18 protein-coding genes are annotated in these 21,308 nt (G+C 65.3%); 14 read left to right on the plus strand and 4 right to left on the minus strand.

Going from position 1 to position 21,308, the window contains the following annotated elements:
• The first annotated feature begins 69 nt into the window (after positions 1-69).
• The gene (locus ACVPT3_RS03550) at positions 70-372 is read left to right on the plus strand and encodes an SCP2 sterol-binding domain-containing protein (protein ID WP_492042831.1); all 303 of its coding nucleotides are present in this window, start codon (positions 70-72) and stop codon (positions 370-372) included.
• A 20-nt stretch (positions 373-392) separates the two neighbouring features.
• On the opposite strand, the gene ACVPT3_RS03555 is transcribed toward ACVPT3_RS03550, so the two are convergent.
• Positions 393-1,556, minus strand: a complete 1,164-nt coding sequence (locus ACVPT3_RS03555; RefSeq protein WP_492042832.1) for a glutathione S-transferase N-terminal domain-containing protein — start codon at positions 1,554-1,556, stop codon at positions 393-395.
• 11 nt (positions 1,557-1,567) lie between these two features.
• Positions 1,568-2,638: a glutathione S-transferase family protein gene (locus ACVPT3_RS03560; protein ID WP_492042833.1), complete on the minus strand. Its 1,071-nt coding sequence runs from the start codon at positions 2,636-2,638 to the stop codon at positions 1,568-1,570.
• 123 nt (positions 2,639-2,761) lie between these two features.
• Between ACVPT3_RS03560 and ACVPT3_RS03565 the strand changes: the two genes are divergently transcribed.
• The 7 genes from ACVPT3_RS03565 to agaR all read left to right on the plus strand — a co-directional run bounded on the left by ACVPT3_RS03565 (position 2,762) and on the right by agaR (position 11,454).
• Positions 2,762-3,787 carry a glutathione S-transferase family protein gene (locus ACVPT3_RS03565; protein ID WP_492042834.1) on the plus strand — a complete coding sequence of 342 codons (1,026 nt, stop codon included), beginning with the start codon at positions 2,762-2,764 and terminating at the stop codon, positions 3,785-3,787.
• Positions 3,784-6,186 carry a sulfatase family protein gene (locus tag ACVPT3_RS03570; protein ID WP_492042835.1) on the plus strand — a complete coding sequence of 801 codons (2,403 nt, stop codon included), beginning with the start codon at positions 3,784-3,786 and terminating at the stop codon, positions 6,184-6,186. Before ACVPT3_RS03565 ends, ACVPT3_RS03570 begins: the two co-directional genes overlap by 4 nt.
• Complete coding sequence (locus ACVPT3_RS03575) at positions 6,183-7,037, plus strand: formylglycine-generating enzyme family protein (protein WP_492042836.1); 855 nt, start codon at positions 6,183-6,185, stop codon at positions 7,035-7,037. The genes ACVPT3_RS03570 and ACVPT3_RS03575 overlap by 4 nt, the downstream gene beginning before the upstream one ends.
• Positions 7,034-7,735 carry a glutathione S-transferase family protein gene (locus ACVPT3_RS03580; protein ID WP_492042837.1) on the plus strand — a complete coding sequence of 234 codons (702 nt, stop codon included), beginning with the start codon at positions 7,034-7,036 and terminating at the stop codon, positions 7,733-7,735. Before ACVPT3_RS03575 ends, ACVPT3_RS03580 begins: the two co-directional genes overlap by 4 nt.
• A 5-nt stretch (positions 7,736-7,740) precedes the next feature.
• Positions 7,741-9,531: a long-chain-acyl-CoA synthetase gene (locus ACVPT3_RS03585; RefSeq protein WP_492043780.1), complete on the plus strand. Its 1,791-nt coding sequence runs from the start codon at positions 7,741-7,743 to the stop codon at positions 9,529-9,531.
• The gene (locus ACVPT3_RS03590) at positions 9,528-10,532 is read left to right on the plus strand and encodes a formylglycine-generating enzyme family protein (protein ID WP_492042838.1); all 1,005 of its coding nucleotides are present in this window, start codon (positions 9,528-9,530) and stop codon (positions 10,530-10,532) included. Before ACVPT3_RS03585 ends, ACVPT3_RS03590 begins: the two co-directional genes overlap by 4 nt.
• Before the next feature lie 127 nt (positions 10,533-10,659).
• Complete coding sequence (agaR, locus tag ACVPT3_RS03595) at positions 10,660-11,454, plus strand: transcriptional repressor AgaR (protein ID WP_492042839.1); 795 nt, start codon at positions 10,660-10,662, stop codon at positions 11,452-11,454.
• A gap of 17 nt (positions 11,455-11,471) precedes the next feature.
• Here the strand turns inward: agaR and ACVPT3_RS03600 are convergent, their stop codons facing one another.
• Together ACVPT3_RS03600 and ACVPT3_RS03605 are read right to left on the minus strand one after the other, a co-directional pair.
• A complete protein-coding gene (locus ACVPT3_RS03600) occupies positions 11,472-13,403 on the minus strand; it encodes an NPCBM/NEW2 domain-containing protein (RefSeq protein WP_492042840.1) in 1,932 nt (643 codons plus the stop codon).
• A gap of 13 nt (positions 13,404-13,416) precedes the next feature.
• Entirely contained in the window at positions 13,417-14,433 is a 1,017-nt protein-coding gene (locus ACVPT3_RS03605) for an amidohydrolase family protein (RefSeq protein WP_492042841.1), read from the minus strand.
• A 7-nt stretch (positions 14,434-14,440) separates the two neighbouring features.
• On the opposite strand from ACVPT3_RS03605, the gene ACVPT3_RS03610 reads away from it, so the two are divergent.
• The 6 genes from ACVPT3_RS03610 to ACVPT3_RS03635 all read left to right on the plus strand — a co-directional run bounded on the left by ACVPT3_RS03610 (position 14,441) and on the right by ACVPT3_RS03635 (position 21,187).
• On the plus strand, positions 14,441-14,659 hold the full coding sequence (locus tag ACVPT3_RS03610; protein WP_492042842.1) for a hypothetical protein: 219 nt from the start codon (positions 14,441-14,443) through the stop codon (positions 14,657-14,659).
• Positions 14,656-16,725 (plus strand): glycoside hydrolase family 36 protein, encoded by a 2,070-nt coding sequence (locus ACVPT3_RS03615; protein ID WP_492042843.1) that lies wholly within the window; start codon positions 14,656-14,658, stop codon positions 16,723-16,725. The genes ACVPT3_RS03610 and ACVPT3_RS03615 overlap by 4 nt, the downstream gene beginning before the upstream one ends.
• 11 nt (positions 16,726-16,736) lie before the next feature.
• Positions 16,737-17,642 carry an EamA family transporter gene (locus ACVPT3_RS03620; RefSeq protein WP_492042844.1) on the plus strand — a complete coding sequence of 302 codons (906 nt, stop codon included), beginning with the start codon at positions 16,737-16,739 and terminating at the stop codon, positions 17,640-17,642.
• 99 nt (positions 17,643-17,741) lie between these two features.
• The gene (locus tag ACVPT3_RS03625; RefSeq protein WP_492042845.1) at positions 17,742-19,040 is read left to right on the plus strand and encodes a D-tagatose-bisphosphate aldolase, class II, non-catalytic subunit; all 1,299 of its coding nucleotides are present in this window, start codon (positions 17,742-17,744) and stop codon (positions 19,038-19,040) included.
• Positions 19,033-20,196, plus strand: a complete 1,164-nt coding sequence (locus ACVPT3_RS03630) for an SIS domain-containing protein (protein WP_492042846.1) — start codon at positions 19,033-19,035, stop codon at positions 20,194-20,196. Before ACVPT3_RS03625 ends, ACVPT3_RS03630 begins: the two co-directional genes overlap by 8 nt.
• Positions 20,197-20,221: 25 nt before the next feature.
• A complete protein-coding gene (locus tag ACVPT3_RS03635; RefSeq protein WP_492042847.1) occupies positions 20,222-21,187 on the plus strand; it encodes an N-acetylglucosamine kinase in 966 nt (321 codons plus the stop codon).
• Positions 21,188-21,308: the final 121 nt, after the last annotated feature.

The raw sequence follows: 21,308 nt of genomic DNA on the forward strand, positions 1-21,308 counted from the left end.
ACACTAGGCGGGCATGGTCACCAACTGCGCCATTCGGCGCAATCAGGCAAATTACCGAAGGAGCCCGACATGACGCTAGACGAAATCACATCCCAGATCCGCGCGCGGGTCGCTGGCAACGGCGGCGTCAAGGGCAAGATTGTGAAGTTCCAGTTCGGAGACGACGGAGCGATCAGGATCGACGCCACGGGTGAAGCCGTGACAGTCGACAATGAAGACAGCGCAGCGGATTGCACCGTCAAGATCTCCAAATCCGACTTCCTCGACATGGCCGCCGGAAAGCTGAATCCGACCGCCGGCTTCATGTCCGGCAAGATCAAGATCGACGGCGACATGGGCCTGGCCATGCAGCTGGGCGCCATCCTGAACTGATCGAACCTGAGGGCGATCCTTCAAGTCGATGGATCGCCCCAGATCTCGCGATTTTCGGCCCGCAAGAGCCGACGACGCGCCTTCAGGGTCAGCCAGGGCGCCAAACCGAGAGGCTCCAGATACTGCACCACCGTCTGCGCGTCAGCCGGTGAAAGCCGATCGAACGCATCGGTTACGGCCTGAAGTTTAAAGACGCTGAACGCCCTGAGCGCCGTCGTCATCGGCGTGCCCATAAGGTCGAACGCGACGACGCCCCTGGGGCGTCGCTCGCGCTCCGGAGACTGCAACGGATCGCCCGCTGCGATCTCGGGGTGTTCGGCCAGCCAGCCGTCGAGACCTGCGACCTGGGCGGCCAGTTCTGCGCCATAGATATCGCCCACGATCTTGAGCACGGGCGCCAAGGTCGGCGGAACCGCATCGTCCGCGACATAGGTTTCAGACATGCCGGGGAACTCCGGCATGTCGGCGTCCGCTGCGATCATTCTTTCGACCCAGCGCCACACGAAATAGGCGCGCGTCTTCATTTGATCTGCGGGGAAGGGATCGCGCGAAAGATGGGCGTGGAAGGCGGCGATAAGTCCGAAATCCCCAACGCACGGCGCGCCGCCAAGCAGATAGGGCACGCATTGGAAATGCCGGTTCAGCGCGTCCAGCAACGCTTCATATCCGGCTTCGATCACCGGCATTGTCTGGAGTGAAACGCCCAGCGCCGGCAGGTAGCTCTGCATTTTCGTCATCGCCCCCCCTGCGACGGTGTCCGCGTCCGAAGAGTCTGCGCCCGGCGCGATGCCAGCTGCAAAGGCGATGCGCAGGAAGGCCAGATTCTGGTCCAGGTAGTTCCAGCGATAATGCATCGCTGTGCGGATCATGCCCTCGTCGCCGAACACCTCGAAAATACGGGCGATCAGCGCATGGCGCGGCGTCGACGGATAGATCGACACCGAGCTGGGGAAAGCCTCTTCGACATGCTGCAGGATGTCGGCCGTGTCCTGGATGATTTGTCCGTCGGGCGTTTCAAGAACCGGGATGATCAAGCGACCCATCGAGGGGGCGATCTCGCCCACGAACCGCGGGTGGCTGATCAGCCGTTCCTGAAAGGGGGCCCGGCGTTTGCGCAAATGGGCGCGGGCCTTGCCCGAGAACATGGAGACGGGCATGGCATAGAGGACATAGGGTCGGTTCATTCGGTTTCCGATCAGCGTGTAGGGCGACCCCAGCGGTCGCGAAGGCCCCCGGCCGGGCCGTCAGGCTTGGCTTCGGCGACGGGCGAAAACGAGGGAAGCAACAGGTCGGCCCCAAACGCCGTCGCCACACGGGCTGCCGCCGGGGCCGCTAGCGCCGTGTGTTCACGCTGCAGCTGCGACAGGCGTTCGGCTCGATAGGGGTTCGGCCTGTAACGGATCGTCGTCGAGGGGCCGATGCGGTGAACCACCGTACCGGCCCTGGCGGCGACAGCGGCTGCATTGGCCGCCATCTCCGGCAGGAACCGCGTCCTTATGAGATCGAACAAAGGCGCCAGATCCTCGGGGATTGTATTCAGCGTCCGCGCATCCACGCCGTCTGCGCCCCGCAGCGCCCACAGCCGTGTGACCCAGGCTGCGACGGCCGGCGCGCGCGCCCGCATGATCCGCCCTGGCGTGGGGTCGCAGTGGAAATGCCGAAACAATGGGCCGAACAGACCGATATCGGCGCGTGTCGGCGCATCCCCCAACACCCAGTCGCGCCGCCGCAGGACCGGCTCCAGCGCATCCAGAAGGCGCAGGTAGTCCGCTTCGATTTCCAGCCGGTTGCCGCGGTTCACGCCCTCCCCGCGGAGGTAATGCATGCGTTGACGGGTCAAAATAAACTGGCGTTTCAGCGCCGTCGGGCCCGCCACATCGCGCAACATGCCTGATGCGAGTCGCCCGCTCAGCAGTCGGGCGTCGTCAGTGAAAGCCCAGCGGTAATAGAGGGCCGGCCGCCACAGATGCTCGTCGCCGAACGCCTCGATCAATCTTGCGATGAAGGCGCAGGCCGGGTCGCCGGGCGTCAATGTCGGTGCGGGATGTTCCGCCTCCAACGCGTCGATGATCCGGACCGTGTCCGTCATCCAGCGCCCGTCGGGCATCTCCAGCTGAGGCATCTGACGCACGCCGGTGAAACCGGCCAGCCGACGAAAAGCGCCGGCGTCCATCTCTTCGAGCCGATAGGCCAACCCCTTGGCGCGCAGATACCCTTCCAGCTTGCCGGTGAAGTAGGAGATGTCCAGCCCGTGTACCGTAAGCATGAAGCTCTCCCCGACCAGATAGATTGACCCGCCGTCCTGCGGATATCATTATGGCATCATGGATGCCAATAGTGGCCGGCGAAACGGTTCGGGCGGAGGACAATGATGAACGAGGAAACGGTCGTGGGAGGCCTCTATCAGCTGAAAGGGGCGATCGGTTCGCCCTATTCGATGAAGATGCGCGCGGTTCTCCGCTACCGGCGCATTCCCTTCGTGTGGGAGGGCGGCATGGCCGGCTTCGTCGCGGCCCAGTCCATGAAGGCCAAGGTCGTTCCCGTTCTGGTCACCCCTGAAGGTGAGGCGTTCAATGACTCGACGGCGCTCATCGCCCTGTTGGAGGCCCGTCATCCCGCCGTCCGCAGCCTGGTCCCGGCGGACGCGGCTCTGGGTTTCCTGTCCATGTTGCTGGAGGATTTTGCGGACGAGTGGCTGGCCAAGGCCATGTACGCCTATCGCTGGGCGCGACCCGTGGATCAGTTGCAGATGAGCCGCTGGCTGGCGTTCGACGCGCTGCGCGGGCAAGGGGCGATCCAGATCGAGGAACAGGCGCAGGCGTGGCGGGAGCGCCAGGTCTCGCGTGTGGATCTTGTCGGGGCCGGCGAGGCGGCGCAACCGGTCCTTGAGGCGTCGGCCGACAGGATTATGGCGGCCCTTGATCGTCAGGTGGTCGAGGTCGGCTATCTCTTTGGCCGCCGGCCCAGCGCCGCCGATTTCGCCTTCTATGGTCAGCTCAGCCAGCTTGCCACCGATCCGACGCCGCAGGGTCTGATGAGGGCGCACTATCCGTGGCTTTACCGCTGGGTCCAGACGACCGAGGATCTCTCGGGAGAGCCCGAGGGGGCCTGGGACGTCACGCTGGACACGCCGTGCCTGCGTCTTCTGCTCACCGAATGCGCCACCCACTATCTGCCGTATTTCGCCGCCAACGCCGCCGCCGTGGCCTCGGGCGAGTCCATGTTTCAATACAGGGCCGACGGCGACCTACTGACCCAGGCCGCGAATAAATACCAAGCCAAATGCCTGCTGGCGCTGGTGCAGGCCTTTGAGGCCCTGGAGGCCGGGGATCAGGCGCGCCTCGTTCCCCTGCTGTCGGAAACCGGGTGCCTGCCTTACCTCCGCAAGGCTGTCGATACGGAAGCTGCGGCATGACCGGTCAAGATCCGGACGCCCGTCCGCCGCGCCGCATCGACCGCAGATCCCTGCTGATCGGCGCCGCCGGGGGCACAGCCGCCGCAACCGGCGGCGCCCTGGCCGTCGGCGCGGTCCGCGCGGCGATGGCTCCCTATGTCACGCCGTCCGCCGTCGCCGAGGGACAGCCGGCCAAGGTCCGTGAGTCCTTCCAAGATTCCAGACCGTCTTATGCGCGGCTTCCGACGGCCCCGGATGGGGCGCCCAATATCATCACCATCGTGCTGGACGATGTCGGGTTTGCGGATCTGGGCTGCTACGGCAGCGAGATCAGAACGCCGAACCTCGATGCCCTGGCCCAGGCCGGCGTGCGATATTCCAACTTCCGGACCTGCGCCATGTGTTCGCCCACTCGCGCGGCCCTGCTCACCGGGTTGAATTCCCATTCGGCGGGTATGGGGTGGCTGGCGGACATCGACAGCGGCTATCCCGGCTATCGTGGGGATCTCACGCGCGAGGCGGCGACCCTGCCCGAGATCCTGCGCGACGCCGGATGGTCGACCTTCCTGTCGGGCAAATGGCATGTGAACAATTCGGCCAGCAACGGGCCCTCTGGTCCTTTTCACAACTGGCCGACGTCGCGCGGGTTCGAGGGCGCCTACTGGTTCCAGGGCCATTCGACGGACTATTTCAAGCCCGCCGAACTCTACGACGGCGTCGCTCCCATCCCACCGCCGGCGGTGGAGGACTACTATATCTGTGATGACCTGGTTGATCGGGCCATCCGCTACATTCGGACGCAGAAGGCGGTCTCGCCCGACAAGCCCTTCCACCTGCAATTGGCCTTTCCCGGAGCCCATTCGCCGCTCCAGGTTCGGGGGCGCGAACGGGACGTTTACAAGGGCCGCTACGACATCGGTTGGGACGCCGTCCGCGCCGCGCGGCTCGAGCGCCAGAAGGCGCTGGGGCTTTTGCCGCCGACGACCAGCCTGCCGCCCCTGTCGTTCGGAGCGCGTCCCTGGGCATCGCTAAGCGCCGTCGAGAAGCGGGTCTTTGCGCGGTACATGGAGGTCTACGCCGCCATGATCTCGAACATGGACGCCAATATCGGCCGGCTGATGCAGACCCTGCGCGAGCTGGGGCAGTCGGACGACACTCTGGTTCTGGTCATGTCGGATAATGGCGGTTCCGGCGAGGGCACCCCCGACGGCTCGCCCAACGTCTTCGCGCCCGCCTTCGGACGGCCGGTCCCGATCGAAAAGGCGGCCGAGCTCTATGACGTCATGGGCGAGGATGCGACCTTCCCCCACTATCCCATGGGCTGGGCCTGCGTTTCGAACACGCCTTTTCGGCTTTACAAACAATATGCTCATCTGGGCGGGGTGGCGGATCCCCTGATTGTGTCCTGGCCTCGCCGTATACGCGAGGGCGGTCAGGTTCGGGACAAGTTCGTCCATGTTGTGGATGTCCTGCCGACCCTTCTCGAGGCGGCTGGGGTTGCTCGACCGGCGACCTATATGGGTCTGCCTCAGAAGCCGCTCGAAGGGGCCAGCTTCCTCGCCAACATCTTCTCCGCTGGGGCGGACACCCGGACTGGGCAGTACTACGAACTGGGTGGAAACCGCGCCTATGAGGATGGGCGTTGGCGGCTGACCTGCCGACATACCCGCGGCAAGGATCAGGACGAGGACGTCTGGGAGCTCTATGATCTGAGCGCGGACGTCAATGAGATGCGGGATCTGGCGTCCGCTCATCCGGAGATCGTGCAACGACTGAGGGCCGCCTGGCAGGCCGATGCGGAGAAGTACGGCGTCTTTCCTTTGGACGACCGCAACCTGATGCTCAAACTGGTGCAGGACCGCCAGCTGAAGGGCATTCGGCCCCGCTGGGAGTTTCACCCTCCGGTCGACCGGATCGCCTACGACGTGGCTCCGCTGGTCTGTGGCCTGGATCACAAGATTACGGTCGATCTCGAATGGGAGCCGGGTCAGGACGGGGTGCTTGTCGCCTCCGGCTCGAAACACGCCGGCTATGTCCTGTATGTCGAGGACGGTCGGCTGACTTATGAGTACAGCCTCGTGCCCTGGGGCGAGCGGATCGTGGCCAATGCGCCGCTTCGACGCGGTCAGAATACGGTGCGCTATGTCCAGACCATGACCGGCCGGCCATTTGACGGTCGAGGGGCCCTGTTCGTGAATGGTCGCAAGGTCGGAGAGCGCACTTGGGAGCAGGCCTTGTTCGCGACCGGTTATGACGGTTTCACCATCGGCGCGGATTTGGGAAATCAGGTTTCGGCTCACTACGCCGGGCCCAATCCGTTCGGCGGCCGCATCGCCCGTGTCCTGATCGAGGTCGACAACAAGCCGACCAATCCCGTGGAGACCCGACGCTTCCTCGACCGCATGGGGATGACGGTATGATTCCGGAAGCCGCGACGGCGGCTATGGCCGTCATCCCGGGCGGAAGCTTTCACCTGGGATCGGACGACCATTATGCGGAGGAGCGGCCGGCGCGTCGTGTCGAGATGGCGAGCTTCGCCATCGATATCGGCCCCGTGACCAACGCCGCTTTCGCAGCCTTCGTCGCCGCCACCGGCTGGGTGACGACGGCGGAACGGCTGCAGCCCGCAGGCTCTGCAGTCTTCACCATGACTTCCGAACCGGTCGATCTGGCCCGCCCAGACCAATGGTGGGGATTTGTGGAAGGCGCGGCCTGGCGTCGGCCCGAGGGCCCCGCCTCGTCCGTGGAAGGTCGTGACGATCATCCCGTGGTTCATGTCTCCTTCGAGGACGCCCAGGCTTACGCGACCTGGGCGGGCAAGCGGCTGCCGACCGAGGCGGAATGGGAGGCTGCGGCCCGAGGCGGGCTGGACGGAGCCGTCTATGCCTGGGGCGACGAGTTCGCCCCCAATGGCTCGGTCATGGCCAATGTCTGGCGCGGCGCCTTTCCGTGGTGGTCAGAACGCCCATCGCCCGGGACGTCCCCGGTCGGCGCCTATCGCGCCAACGGCTATGGCCTGTTCGACATGATCGGGAACGTCTGGGAATGGACCGCCGACCGATTTGACCGCGGGGCGACATGCGGCTGCTCTGCGACCGTTGTCGGCGAAATCAGACAGGCCTTGAAAGGCGGTTCCTTTCTGTGCGCCGGCGAGTACTGCGCCCGCTACCGCCCGGCGGCGCGCATTGGCCTGCCGCGGGAAACCTCGACCGCCCACATCGGCTTTCGTTGCGCCCGCGACCTGCCTTCTGGACTGGAATTCACCCGATGATCGATCTCTATACCGCACCCACGCCGAACGGCTGGAAAGCCTCCGTCGCGCTGGAGGAACTGGGGCTGCCCTACGAGGTGCACGCCATCGATCTCCTGTCCGGCGCCCAACGCGCGCCCGACTATCTGGCCATTAATCCGAACGGTCGAATCCCGGCGATCGTGGACCGAGACGCCGGAGACTTCGCCGTGTTCGAATCCGGGGCCATACTGATGTACCTGGCCGAAAAGACCGGCCGACTGATGCCTGCCGATGCAAAGGGCCGCAGTCTGGTCATCCAGTGGCTGATGTTCCAGATGGGCGGCGTCGGTCCGATGATGGGCCAGGCCAATGTCTTCCATCGATATTTCCCCGAGAAAATTCAGGTCGTCATCGACCGCTATCAGGGTGAAAGCGGCCGGCTGTTCGGCGTGCTGGACGCCCGGCTGGCGGATCACGAATGGCTGGCTGGCGACTATTCCATCGCCGACATCGCCAACTGGTGCTGGGTGCGGACGCACAAGTGGTCGGGCGTGGACATTACACCCTATGCGCATTTGCAAAGGTGGGTCGCTGCGATCGCGGCTCGTCCGGCGGCCGACAAGGGCATAAAGATTCCATTCGATCTCGACGCCCTGATGGCGGCGACCCGTGACGGACGCGAGACCTTCGCCAAGGGCGGCCAGACCCTGGTGAACATGGGCAGGCCCGAGGCGTGACGTCGATGTGGGCCGCCATGCGTCGCGAGATCCGTTTTCTGACCGGCGGTCTGCGCACCCTGGCGCGGGTGTCCCGGCTCAAACCCGGGGCACGGGTCAATGTCGCCGATGATCTGGAAGCCGCCGTCGACCGTCACGCCCACCGGACGGCCGTGCTGTTCGAGGATGTGCGCTGGACCTATGCCGATCTTGACCAGAGGGCCAATCGCTATGCGGCCTGGGCCCTGGCGCTAGGAATCGCGCCGGGTGCGACGATCGCCTTGTTCATGGAAAATCGCCCCGACTATCTCGCGGTCTGGTTCGGCATGGCCAAGGTCGGGGTGGCGACGGCCCTGATCAACAGCCAGCTGATCGGCCAAGGATTGGCGCATTGTATCGACACGGCCGGCGCCGACCATGTCATCGTCGATGCACCCCTGGTCCAGGGCTGGCATTCAGCCTTGCCGCATCTGAAGACCCAGGCAAAGGCGTGGCTGTCGGGCGGTGTCGCCGACGACTGCGCCCTTCTCGACGACCATCTCGCTCGCGCTTCGCCCGACCGTCCGGATCGCGCCGCGCGGGCCGGCTGCCGGGCCGAGGATCTGGTGCTGCTGATCTTCACGAGCGGCACCACGGGGTTGCCCAAGGCCGCGCGGATTACTCATCTGCGCACTCTCCTGACCATGCATTCCTTCGCCGCCGCCACAGGGGCGGGGGCGCGGGACGTGATTTACGCGCCTCTGCCGCTTTATCATACGGTCGGCGGCGTCTGCGCTCCGGGGATCGCCTTGACGACAGGCGGGGCGATCGTCTTGCGCCGACAGTTCTCGGTCACCGCCTTCTGGAGCGACTGTGTCCGGTATGACGCCACCCTGTTCCAGTATATCGGCGAGCTCTGCCGCTATCTGGTCAATGCCCCGCCCCATCCTGACGAGCGGCGTCACCGCCTTCGATTGGCGGTCGGCAATGGTCTGCGGCCCGATGTGTGGGACCGTTTTCAGACACGCTTCTCCGTCCCCCGGATTCTGGAATTCTACGGCGCCACGGAGAGCAATCTGACCCTGTTCAACTTCGACGGGGGCCCCCACGCCGTCGGCCGAGCGCCCGCCTACATGAAATCCGCCGTGAACCTCGCCCTGATCCGCCACGATCCGGTCTCTGAACGTCCAGAACGGGCCGCCTCAGGGCGCTGCATAGCCTGTGTCGATGACGAAGTCGGCGAGGCCATCGCCCGGATCGATCCAGCGAAGGCCGCGATGCGGTTCGAAGGCTACTCCGATCATGGCGCGACCGAGAGCAAGGTGCTGCGCGACGTCTTCGAGCCGGGAGACGCCTGGTTCCGATCCGGCGATCTGATGCGGCGCGACCGCCTCGGCTACGTCTATTTCGTCGATCGGATTGGCGACACCTTTCGCTGGAAGGGCGAAAATGTCTCCACCACCGAGGTCGCAGGCGTCCTGTCTTCCGCGCCGGGCGTGCTGGAGGCGAATGTTTATGGCGTCGAAGTGCCGGGCTGCAATGGGCGCGCCGGCATGGCGAGCCTGGTGGTGGATCAGACCGTGTTCGATCCTGATCAGACACGTCGCGTCGTCCAAGAGGCTCTGCCCGCCTATGCGCGTCCCTTGTTCCTGCGCCTGACGCCGGCCATGGAGACGACCGCCACCTTCAAACAGAAGAAGACCGAGGCCGTTCGCGAAGGCTTTGATCCTCGTGTCGTCGCCGATCCCATCTTGTTCGATGATCCCCGGATCGGGGGATATGTCCCGTTCTGTGAGACCCGGTACGCAGAGATCGTTTCCGGGGCGGTTCGTCTATGATCCGGCGGCTTTTCTCAGCCGGCGTGGCGGCGGCCGTTGCTCTGGTCGGCCTCGGAAATTGCGCGCCGCCCGCCATCCGTTCCGCCGTCTGTCCAGCGACGCCGACGGCGGACGACCCCGGGGCGCTGGTTCTCGTCCCCGCAGGCCGTTTCATGATGGGCGACGACGTCTATGCAGATGAGGGGCCGCCGCAGCCGGAGACGGTGGCGGCCTTCCGCATCGACGTCACAGAAGTCACCAACGCCCAATTCGCCCGGTTCGTGAAAGACACGGGCTACGTCACCGTCGCTGAACGTCCGGTCGATCCCCGGCAGTATCTCGGTCTGCCGGCAGGCGCGGTGCAGCCGGGCTCAGCGGTCTTCCGTTTCGACGACGCCCGCTTCGATCCCCGCGACGCCTCGACCTGGTGGGTGTTTGTCCCCGGCGCCTCCTGGCGACGTCCGGAAGGGCCGGGCAGCGACCTTCGCGGGCGAGATTTTCTGCCGGTTGTCCACATCGCCCTGGCTGACGCCCAAGCCTATGCGCGCTGGGCAGGAAGACGGCTGCCGACCGAGATCGAATGGGAATGGGCGGCTCGGTCCGCTGACCCCGATGTGACGAATTTTGATCGCCAGCCGACCCAGGCCAATACCTGGCAGGGCGTGTTTCCGGTCCTGGATCAAGGCCAGGACGGCTACAAGGGGCCTGCGCCGGTGGGGTGTTTCGCGGCCAACGGCCTCGGCGTCCACGACATGATCGGCAATGTCTGGGAGTGGACAGCGGACGCCTACAGGACGACGCGGTCCGCGAAGCCTACGCCGGGCGACCCCGGCGCCGATCCCCGCCAGCCGGGCGTGCCCGTCGGCGTGATCAAGGGCGGAAGCTATTTGTGCGCCTCCAACTATTGCATGCGGTATCGGCCCGGGGCGCGTCAGGCGCAGGATCTGACACTCGGCGCGTCTCACATCGGTTTCCGCACCGTCGCCCTAACGCCCGGTGAAGCCGCCACTCCGTCATCCTGACTCAGTGATCGACCACTGCCCGGGGTTTGCGTCGGGGGACATGCCCGCTCGCGCTTTCGTTTTGTAGGCAAAGTGAAAACGGGATATGCAGGGTGGCGGCAGTTCGCCGTCTTGGGAGATGAAGTGCATGGCGGACGGGTCCCGCGCAATCTCGCGCGATACTTCAGAGCGTCGGCGTGAAATCACGACCATGATCCGAGCCCGCGGCAGCGTTCAGGTCGCAGCCCTGTCGGACATGTTCAATGTTTCCATGCAGACCATCCGCAAGGATCTGCACTATCTCGAGGAACGGGGCGTCGCGACGCGCGCCTATGGCGGGGCGATCAGCACCGAGGTCGTGAACGCCCCGGTCGAGCCGGCTATCGAGACGAAACGGGTCAGCCACACCGAAGCCAAGGAGCGCGTGGGCAGACTGGCGGCAGGCATGGTCGGGCCCGGCGAGTCCATCATGCTGGACTCCGGCACGACCACCTTGCAGATCGCGCGCTTCCTGCCGGACGACGAGGATCTGACCGTCGTCACGAACGATTTCGACATCCTCACGGTGCTGACGCAGAAACGAAAGATAAAGATCGTCATGCTGGGCGGGGAGCTGCGTCGGCGGAACATGGCCTTCTACGGCGCCCAGACCGTCGCGGCCCTGGACGACCTGTTGCTGGACAAGCTGTTCCTGGGCGTGGACGGGCTCGACATCGAGCGGGGCGTCACCACCCACCACGAGCCCGAGGCGCAACTGAACCGCCGTATGGTCGAAACCGCACGCGAAGTCATCGCCGTCACCGACGCCTCCAAGTTCGGCAAGATCTGCCTGCACCGCATCATCGACGTGGCGGACCTCGACGCCCTGATTACCGACACCGGCGCGCCGGCCTATATCGACGAGGCCGCCGAACGACTGGGCTTCCGGCTTCACAAGGCCTGAGGCGTCGCTCGGACGCCTCAGCGCCGCAGGGCCGCGTCGCCCCAGGTGACGACAAGCGGGAGGTCGCTGGTCAGAGTCTCCGACCGGGCCACGATCTCCACGATGCCCACGCCGCGGATGTCGGCGGACAGGGCGGCCGGCGCGGCGCCAAAGCCCATGGGCGCGCTTTCGGCGAGCAATCGGCCGTCGCCGTAGACGGCGAACCGCACGGTGTCGCGGGTGTTGCGGGTGGAGTCGTCCACGCCGACGCTGGCTTGAAAGCGAGTGTAGCCCGTGTTGCGCACTTCCAGGCGCGAGTTGGTCAGCACGCCGATGCCGGTCTCGAAGCCGTGGCCCGAGATCCTAAGCGCCTCGTCATAGGGAGTGGCGTCGGCCTGTGCGCCGCCCCAGCCGGCATAGGTTGGTCGCTCGCCCGAACCGCGGGTCTCGCCCCAGGCGTTGCGCATCCGGTGCACGACGGGATCGGGCTCGGGCGCGATGACGCCGTCGACCGCCACATTCACATTGCCCGGGATCTCGGAAAGATAGACGCCGTCGGCCAGTTGGCGTTCGCCAGCCGCCCGAAACACGAGGGTCTGACGGGGGGCGAGGGTGAAGCTTGTCTCGCCCGTGAAGGTCGATGTGGTCTTGTCCCAGAGGTCCCGCATCTGGATAGGCGCGCCGGCGGCGAACTTCAGCTGGGCCGCCGTCAGGGTGACGTCCGTTTCGGCCAGGCCCCGGTTGAACAGGGCCACGGCCTTGTCCCTGTTCGACAGCGTCTTGACGATGATCTGCACGTCGTCCGAGGCGTAGGTGATGACGCCCTGATGGCCGCCCGGATCCTGGTTCAGCCGCACCAGGTCGGCGTTGCCCCAGATGTCCATCAGGCTCTGCGGGGCTTGGCGTAGATCGTAGCTGATCAGCAGCGGCGCGTTGATCATGGCCCATAGGGCGAAGTGCGATCGGGCCTCGGTCAGGTGGTCCTGATCGAAGTCGCCGTGACCGACGAAGAGGATGTCCGGGTCGTTCCAGGCGCCCGGCTTGGCGTAGAGGGCGCGGGTCGAGGCGCTGTCGAAATTGTGCAGCATCCGCGTCCAGGTCGGGGTGATGTCGCCGCTGGTGCGCCATAGGTGCCCCACGTCCTTGCCCCAGGCCCGGACATTGGCCGAGCCCCAGTTGCAGATGGCGAGAATATAGTCGCCGTCCGGATTGTGCCGGACCAGGGCGTCGGCGACCTGCTCATAAAGAGCTTGAACAGCGGGAACGTCGGTGCGGTTGATCGAGACCTGGTCGATCAGGGGCGGCACGGGCGTATAGGCGTGCTCGGCGACGAGCGGGTTCTCGGGGCCGTAGACATTGATGCCGCAGGCGTCGACCTTGATGTAGTCGAAGCCCCAGTCGTTGAAATACAGACCGATGTCCTGATCCACGTGGCCGTGGAGGCCGACTTCGCGCTCGGCGGTCGTGCCTTCCGGGAGGTTCGGAGAATGCAGGTCATAGGCCTGGGAGCAGGCGTTGCGCCCGATGTCGGTGTAGATGCCGGCCTTCAGGCCCATCGCGTGCAAGGCGTTGGTGAAGGGCCGGAAGCTGGAATCCGCGCCCTCGATCTGCGCCGATGGAAAGATGGCGGTGCGGATCTCCAGTCGGCCGTCCGGCTGTCGGCGCCTCAGCCACCAGCCGTCGTCGATATTGACATAGGTGTAGCCGAGTTCTGACAGCCCGCTGTCGACCATGGCCTGGGCCGCGCCCAGCACCTTGGCCTCGTCGACCTCGGTGCGGAAGGCGTTCCAGGAGTTCCACCCCATCGGCGGGGTTCGCGCTTGCGACCGCTCGGGGATGGACCATGCGCCGGTGGCGGCCAGGAGATCGGGCAGGGGGTCGGGCGGGGAGCCGGTCTGGGCGAGGGCCGGCCAGGCAAGGCTCAGAAGGCCACAGGCCGCGACTGAAATGAGGAGGGAGCGCGCGGTCATGGAACGGCTCCGATCAGCGGCCCGGACGGGAGAAGAATACGCGACGCGCATTGGCGGAATAGATCTTGTCGATCACCGAGCGGGGCAGGGCGAGCCCCTTCGCTTCGGCGTCGATGTCATCGACACGCTGGCTGTTCCCGGTGGCCAGATAGGTCCAGTCCGAGGTCCAGACGTCGTGGGCCGACTGTCTGAAGGCCTGCGCGTCTTCGCCTGGATTTAGCGTCAGGTCAGTGCCGTAGAGAATGCGGTCCTGGTACTTGATGAAGAAGTCCCGCACCTTCCGATGGTCCCGCACGGACTGGTACTGGATCTGGGCCATGCGGGCCGCCAGTTCGATGACGGCGTTTGGATGGGCGTCCAGGAATTTCGCCGCCTCATCGACGCTCCACTCCAGGCTGGCCATATGGGCTCCGACGAACTGCAGGTTCGGGTTGCGCGCCGCCATAGCGTCGCGCCTGGCCATCAGGGCCTGATAGCTCGGCATCTCGGGGTGCAAATACATGTGATATTCGGGGTGGGCGGAGAAGTAGAGCCGGTCGTTGCGGGTCGTCATCTGCTCGATCGGCAGCCAGCAATTATAGGGTTCGCCCTGGTGTGCGATCAGCGGCACATGGGTTGCGGCGAGATGGCTGAAGACCGGGTCGAAACCGGCGTCGTCGATGAAGATCAGACGCCCCTCGGCGTCACGCTCGACCATGCCGATATTTTTCCACACCTTCACGGCCACGGCGCCCTGGCGGACTTCGGCGTCGATCTGGGCCTTGGTGCGGTCCGCCCAGCCGGCCTGGCCGAACCCCTGCATCGAGAAGGTGGCGGCGTAGTGGAAGCGCTCGGGGTTCGCCTGGGCGTAGTGGTGCGCGACTGCGGCCTGATCGCTGATCGACGGGAAGGCGGGGTAGTCGACATTGATCGACAGGATCTCGAAATTGTCGGCCGCCGCCTGGTCCAGGAAGGCGTCGTCGGCGACATTGACGTGCACATGGGCGTCGATCTTGCGCACCGTAGCAAAGTCGGCGGCGTCGTAGGTCATCCCGGTCTTGAGCGTGCTGCAGGCGGACATCGCGCAGAAGACGAGCGGCGCGGCTGCAGCCCAGGACAAGCGGATATTGAACTTCATGACGACCTCCATTCAGCCGGAAGGGGCAGGCGTCGAAACGAACGCCAATGTTTCGTTGTGCGTCTTTTTGTTTGCCTTTGGAAAGGGGCCTATGCAAGGTTATTTCCAGGCTGATCGTCAAAAGAGGGTGAGACGATGATGACGAAACCCCTTCTGCACCGCCGTGGCCTGCTGGCCTTGTTGGGTGGAACTGTCCTGGCCGCTGGAGCAATCGGACCCCGCCGCGCTTGGGCGGGTCCGGTGGTGGCGCGCGCGGGCGATCAGGCCCTTACGGTCGAGTTTGACTCGGCCCTGAACAGCCGGCTGATCTCCAACCTCGCCGGCCGTCCCGCCGCCCTGACCGAGTTCGGCCCCTCGGAAACCGTGACGCTTCAGGATGATCGGATCATCGACAGCTTCGCGTTCGTCGATCAAAGCCAGATCCCGGTCAGCGATATCCACGGCGAGGGCGTTCGGCACACGGTGCGCGGCGTTTCCGCCGAAGGGCTGGAAAAGAGCGTCAGCCTGACCTTCTATGATCGCTATCCGGGCTTTCCCCTGGTGAAGGTCGTCTGGCGCAGCACGCGGGGCGCGCCTGTCGCCATCAAGAGCTATCGCCTCGGGGCGCATGTGCTGAAGTCGTCCGGCGCGGGCTTCTGGTCCTGGTCCGGCTCGACCCATGCTGACCGCCGCGACTGGGTTCAGCCCGTGGGCGATGGCTTCGAGCAGGCCAATTTCATGGGCATGAACGCCTCCGACTACGGATCGGGCACGCCCGTCGCCGACGTCTGGCGGCCTGACGCCGGCGTTGCTGTCGGCCATATCGAGCTGACGCCGAAACTGATTTCGCTGCCGATCATCGCCTCGCCCGGCGGGGCCTCCGTGGCCATGGAAGAGGCGCGGGCCGTGACGTTGAACCCGGGCGACGCCATGAGCTCGCTCGACGCCTTCATCGCTGTGCACCGACGCGACTATTACGCGACGCTCGACGCCTATCGCCGGGTGATGGCGGATCGAGGCCTGGCGGCGCCGAAGGCTCCAGACGGATCCTATGAAGCCATCTGGTGCGCCTGGGGCTACGACCGCGATTTCACCGTCGCCGAGATCGAGGGCACCTACGCCAAGGTCAAGGATCTGGGCTTCAAATGGGCGGTGCTGGACGACGGCTGGCAGACCAACGAGGGCGACTGGGCGCTGGATCCCCGCAAATTCCGCAGCGACGCAGACATGATCGCCTTTGCCCGCAACATCCGCGCGGCGGGCCTGAAGCCCAAGCTGTGGCTGGCGCCCCTGGCGGTCGATCCGGGGTCGGACCTGCTGCACGACCACACCGACATGCTGCTGCTGGACGAGAACGGCGCGGTTCAGGACGTGACCTGGTGGAACGCCTTCTACCTGTGCCCCGCCTATCAGCCGACCCGCGACTACACCCAAGCGCTGATCCGGAAGATGATCGGCGAGTGGGGCTACGAGGGCCTCAAGCTGGACGGTCAACACATGAACGGCGTGGCCCCTTGTCACAACCCGGCTCACAATCATGCGCGCCCGGAGGAGTCGGTCGAGCAACTCCAGAACTTCTGGAAGATGGTCTACGACACGGCTCTGGACGCCAATCCGCAGGCCGTGGTGGAGTTCTGTCCGTGCGGGACGTCCTACGCCTTCCACAATCTGCCCTATACCAATCAGGTTCCGGCGTCCGATCCGCTGTCGTCCTGGCAGGTGCGCCTGAAGGGCAAGTCGCTGAAGGCCCTGATGGGGCGCGACGCCGCCTACGCCGGCGACCATGTCGAGCTGAGCGACGGCGGCGACGACTTCGCCTCGTCCGTCGGCATAGGCGCGGTGATCTCGACGAAGTTCACCTGGCCGAACGAAGGCCGGGGCAAGGACGCCAACTTCCGGCTGACGGCCGAACGCGAGGCGGTGTGGCGCAAGTGGGCGGACGTCTACAATGCGAAGATGCTGCCCAAGGGCCAGTACTTGGGGGAGCTGTACGATATCGGCTTTGACAAGCCGGAAGCCCACGCCGTCGAGAAGGACGGCCGGCTCTACTACGCCTTCTATGCGCCGGCATGGGACGGGCGGATTGAGCTGCGGGGGCTGGGCGCAGGCGACTATCGCCTGACGGACTATTTCAACGGCGCGGACCTGGGCACGGTGACCGCGCAGACCGCACGCATTCCCGTCCGTTTCGAGCGCTTCCTGCTGATCGAAGCCACCCCCATTTAAGGCTGACGCCCGTGACCGACCCGACTTCGCCTGCCGCAGCGCCCATGGTCGCGTCCCGACGCTGGCTGGTTTTCGCCCTCATGACCGTGGGTCTGTGGGGGGTGTGGGGCGCATTCGCCAGCGTCTCGGCGCAGCGCGGCTTTCCCGAAACGCTGGTCTATTGCGTCTGGGCCCTCACCATGGTGCTGCCCGCCCTTATCGTGCTGAAGCGCGAGAAATGGCGGCTGGACCGCGATCCTCTGTCGATCCTTTACGGCCTGCTGATCGGCTTGACCGGCGCCGGGGGGCAGATGGTGCTGTTTTACGCCGTGACGACCGGGCCAGCGTATCTGATTTTCCCGATCATCTCCCTGTCGCCATTGGTCACCATCCTGATGTCGCTGGTCCTGCTCAAGGAGCGCACCTCGCGTCTGGGCGCGCTGGGCGTGGTGCTGGCCCTGGTCGCTCTGCCGTTGTTCGACTTCTCCCCCCAAGGCTTCTCCTTCTCCCAGGGCGCGGCCTGGTTCCCGCTGTCGCTGATCATCATGCTTTGCTGGGGCGTGCAGGCCTTCTTCATGAAACTGGCCAATACGCGGATGAGCGCCGAGAGCATCTTTTTCTACATGATGCTTAGCGGTCTCCTGCTGACGCCGGCGGCGATCGCGATGACGGACTTCTCGAAGCCGATCAACTGGAGCTGGGACGGGCCAGGGCTGGCCGCCGTCATACAGATGCTGAACGCCGTGGGCGCCCTGTTCCTCGTCTATGCCTTCCGGCACGGCAAGGCGATCGTGGTGGCCCCGCTCACCAACGCCGGCGGCCCTCTGGTCACGGCCGTCATCGCCTTGCTGATCGTCGGCGTCATGCCGGGTGAACTGAAGATGGTCGGCCTGGCGCTGGCCTTCATCGCCGCAGCGCTTCTGGCCTCCGCGCCCTGAGACGCACAGACCGAAACCGATCGTGAGGTTTCGATTTCATTGCTTTGGTTGCGTTTCGTCTCGGTTTCGCTAGAGTCGTCCCGTTGAAAAGGATTTCTCATGAAGGCGATGCTTGACCTCGTGGCGCGGCACAAATCCGGGCAGGCCTGCGGCATCTATTCTGTCTGTTCGGCGCACCCGCTCGTCCTGGAGGCCGCCTGTGTCCATGCCCTCAAGACGGGCGTCGATGTCCTGCTGATCGAGGCGACCTGCAATCAGGTCAATCAGGACGGCGGCTACACCGGGATGACGCCGGACAAGTTCCGTGATTTCGTTCACGCCATAGCCCGCGACGCTGGCCTGCCGCTCGGGCGTCTGGTCCTGGGGGGCGACCACCTGGGCCCCAACCCGTGGACGAGCCTTCCCGCCGAAGAGGCCATGGCCAAGGCGGAGGTGTTGATTGAACACTATGTCGCGGCCGGCTTCCGCAAGATCCATGCGGACTGCTCCATGTCCTGCACGGACGATCCGACCCCGCTGGCGGAAGACGTGATCGCACGACGCGCCGCGCGTCTGATCAAGATCGCCGAAGCGACACAGCAGCGTGTCGGCGGCGAGGCTTGCGTCTATGTCATCGGTACGGAAGTTCCCGTGCCGGGCGGCGCCGCCGAGGATCTGCCCGAGCTGGAGGTGACAACGCCCCAGGCGGCGATCGCGACCTTGGACGCTCATCGGGCCGTCTTCGCCGAAGAGGGTTTGTCGCAGGCCTGGACGCGGGTCATCGCCATCGTCGTCCAGCCGGGCGTCGAGTTCGATCATCGCAAGGTCATCGACTACGACCGCGCCAAGGCGGTCCGCCTGCGCAGCGCCCTGGACGACCAGCCGCACGTGGTCTTTGAAGCGCACTCGACCGACTACCAGACCCCCGCAGCGCTGAAGGCCCTGGTCGAGGACCATTTCGCCATTCTCAAGGTCGGCCCCGGCGTGACCTTCGTCCTGCGCGAGGCCCTGTGGGCTCTGGACGCCATCGAGCGTGAATGGATGGGCGAGGACCGGGCGTCAGGCTTGCGCTCAATCGCCCTGGAGCGGATGACGGCGGAGCCGCGCAACTGGGCCAAATATTACCACTCCGACGGCGACGCTCTCCGGTTTGACCTGCAGTACAGCCTGTCGGACCGGATCCGCTATTACTGGCCGGATCCTGTCATTTCCGCCGCTCAGGACCGGATGTTCGCCAACCTCGTCGACAACCCGCCGCCCATGGCGCTGATCAGCCAATATCTGCCGGCCGCCCACGCGGCCTTGCGTGACGCCGGCCTGCCCTCAAATCCGACCAATCTGGTGATCGCCCATATCGGCGCGACCCTGGAAGCTTATCGGACCGCCTGCACCCCCGAGCCGGAGTTTGCTCATGTCTGACGTTATCCAACTGGGGCTCGAGGAGTCCGAACTGGAACGGTTAGGCGGACTATGGACCGCCCGTGAGATCGCACAACAGCCGGCCATGCTGCGCGAGACGCAAAAGCTGCTGATGGCGCGCCAGGGCGAGATCGACGGGTTCCTTGAGCCGCTTCTGGCGGAGCCCGGGCTTCGGATCATATTGACGGGGGCGGGGACCTCCGCCTTCGCCGGCGAATGTCTGGCCCCCCTGCTGTCGGCGCGCCTTGGCCGTCGGGTCGAGGCCATCGCCACCACGGACCTGGTCTGCGCCCCCCATCTGTATTTCGAGCCTGATACGCCGACCCTGCTGGTGTCGTTCGGCCGCTCGGGCAACAGTCCTGAAAGCGTGGCGGCGATCGAGTTGGCGGACCGGTTGGTCAAACGCCTGAGCCACCTGGTCATCACCTGTAACGCGGAGGGCGCGCTGGCGGCCTATGGTGCGGCCCCCAGAGGGCTGACCATCCAATTGCCAGAAGCGACCCACGATCGCAGCTTTGCGATGACGTCCAGCTTCTCGTGCATGACCTACGCCGCCCTGGCCGTCTTCAGCGGGGTCGCCGTCATGGACCAGAGGGTCGAGGCCATTGCACGCGCCACCCAGGGCGTTATCGCGGACTACACCTCTGTCATGCGGACGGCGGCTGCCGAAGGCTATCAACGGGTCGTCTATCTCGGCAGCCACATCTTCAAGGGCCTGGCGCGGGAGTCGGGGTTGAAGCTTCTGGAACTGACGAACGGGGCCCTGGTGACAATGTTCGATTCACCGCTGGGGTTCAGGCACGGGCCGAAAACCATCGTCAATAACCGGACCCTGATCTTCGTCTTCTTCTCGAACGACGCCTATACACGCAGCTACGACATGGACCTGCTTGAGGAGCTGCGTCGCGACAACGACGCCGCCCGGGTCGTCGCCATCACCGCGCAAGACGGTGTGGGGCTACAGGCGCGGGACGAAATCAGGGTGGGGGGCCTGGCGACGGCGGACGACGCCGACCTGCTCTTCCCCTATATCGTCGCGCCTCAGATCCTGGCCTTCTTCGAGTCGCTGCGGCTCGGCCTCAGGCCGGACCAGCCCAACACCTCCGGCACGGTCAACCGCGTCGTGCAGGGCGTTCGGATTCACGAGTTGGGCTGATGGCCTGGGGCGAGGGGCAAGCGGCGTGAAACAATCGGCCGGCTATTTTCTGGGCGTCGACGGCGGCGGCACAAAGACCGCCTTTGTGCTGATCGACGGCGCGGGGCGGGAGGTCGCCCGACACGAAGGCGGCTCCAGCTACCACGTCGAGATCGGGGTTGAGAAACTTCACGTCGTGCTGGATCAGGGCGTCCAATCGGTTCTGAACCAGGCGGGCGCATCGACAGCCGATGTCCGCTTCGCCTTCTTCGGCCTGCCTGCCCACGGCGAGGATTCCAAGATCCAGCCCATGCTGGACGTAATCCCGGAAGCCTTATTGGGTCACCGCCGCTACGCTTGCGGCAATGACATGATCTGCGGATGGGCCGGCTCTTTGGCGGGAGAGGACGGCATCAATATCGTCGCCGGCACAGGCTCCATCGGTTACGGCGAGCGTCAGGGTCTGTCGGCGCGCGGCGGCGGATGGGGCGAGGTCTTTTCGGACGAGGGGTCTGCCTATTGGATCGCCGTCCAGGGTCTCAAGGCCTTCTCGCGCATGTCCGACGGCCGCCTGCCGAAGGGGCCTATGCACGAGCTTTTGGTGCAGGAGTTTGCACTAGCGACGGACCTCGACCTCTGCGCCCACATCTATTCCAAGAGCACGCCGCAGCGGGACCGGATCGCGGCCGTGTCCCGACTGGTTGCGCGGGCGGCTGCGAACGGCGACCAGGCCGCAAGGCGGATCTTCACGGAGGCCGGCCACGAACTGGCGGAGATCGTGGACTCGATCCGGCGGCGGCTGGCGTATCGGCCGGGCGAACGCGTGACCCTGTCCTATTCAGGCGGCGTGTTTCAGAGCGGCGATCTGATCCTGGAGCCGTTCAGACAGCGGCTTTCGGCCTGTTCGGCGGATTATCATCTCGTGACGCCACGCTACAGCCCGGCGATCGGCGCAGCCATCTATGCGGCTCGTCTGGCGGGCGCGCCGTTCGACGTGACCGTCAACGCCTAGTCGCCGATCTTCGTAAACTCCTTGGAGCATCAAGAGCTGCGCGGTTTGGCCCGCAAAAGGCGTTGAAATTCTGCTGTCTCCTCACCCCTTCAGTTCGGAGGCGTCTTGCCATGTTCGCGTC

The organism is Brevundimonas sp. FV1ps31S (genome assembly GCF_058681265.1).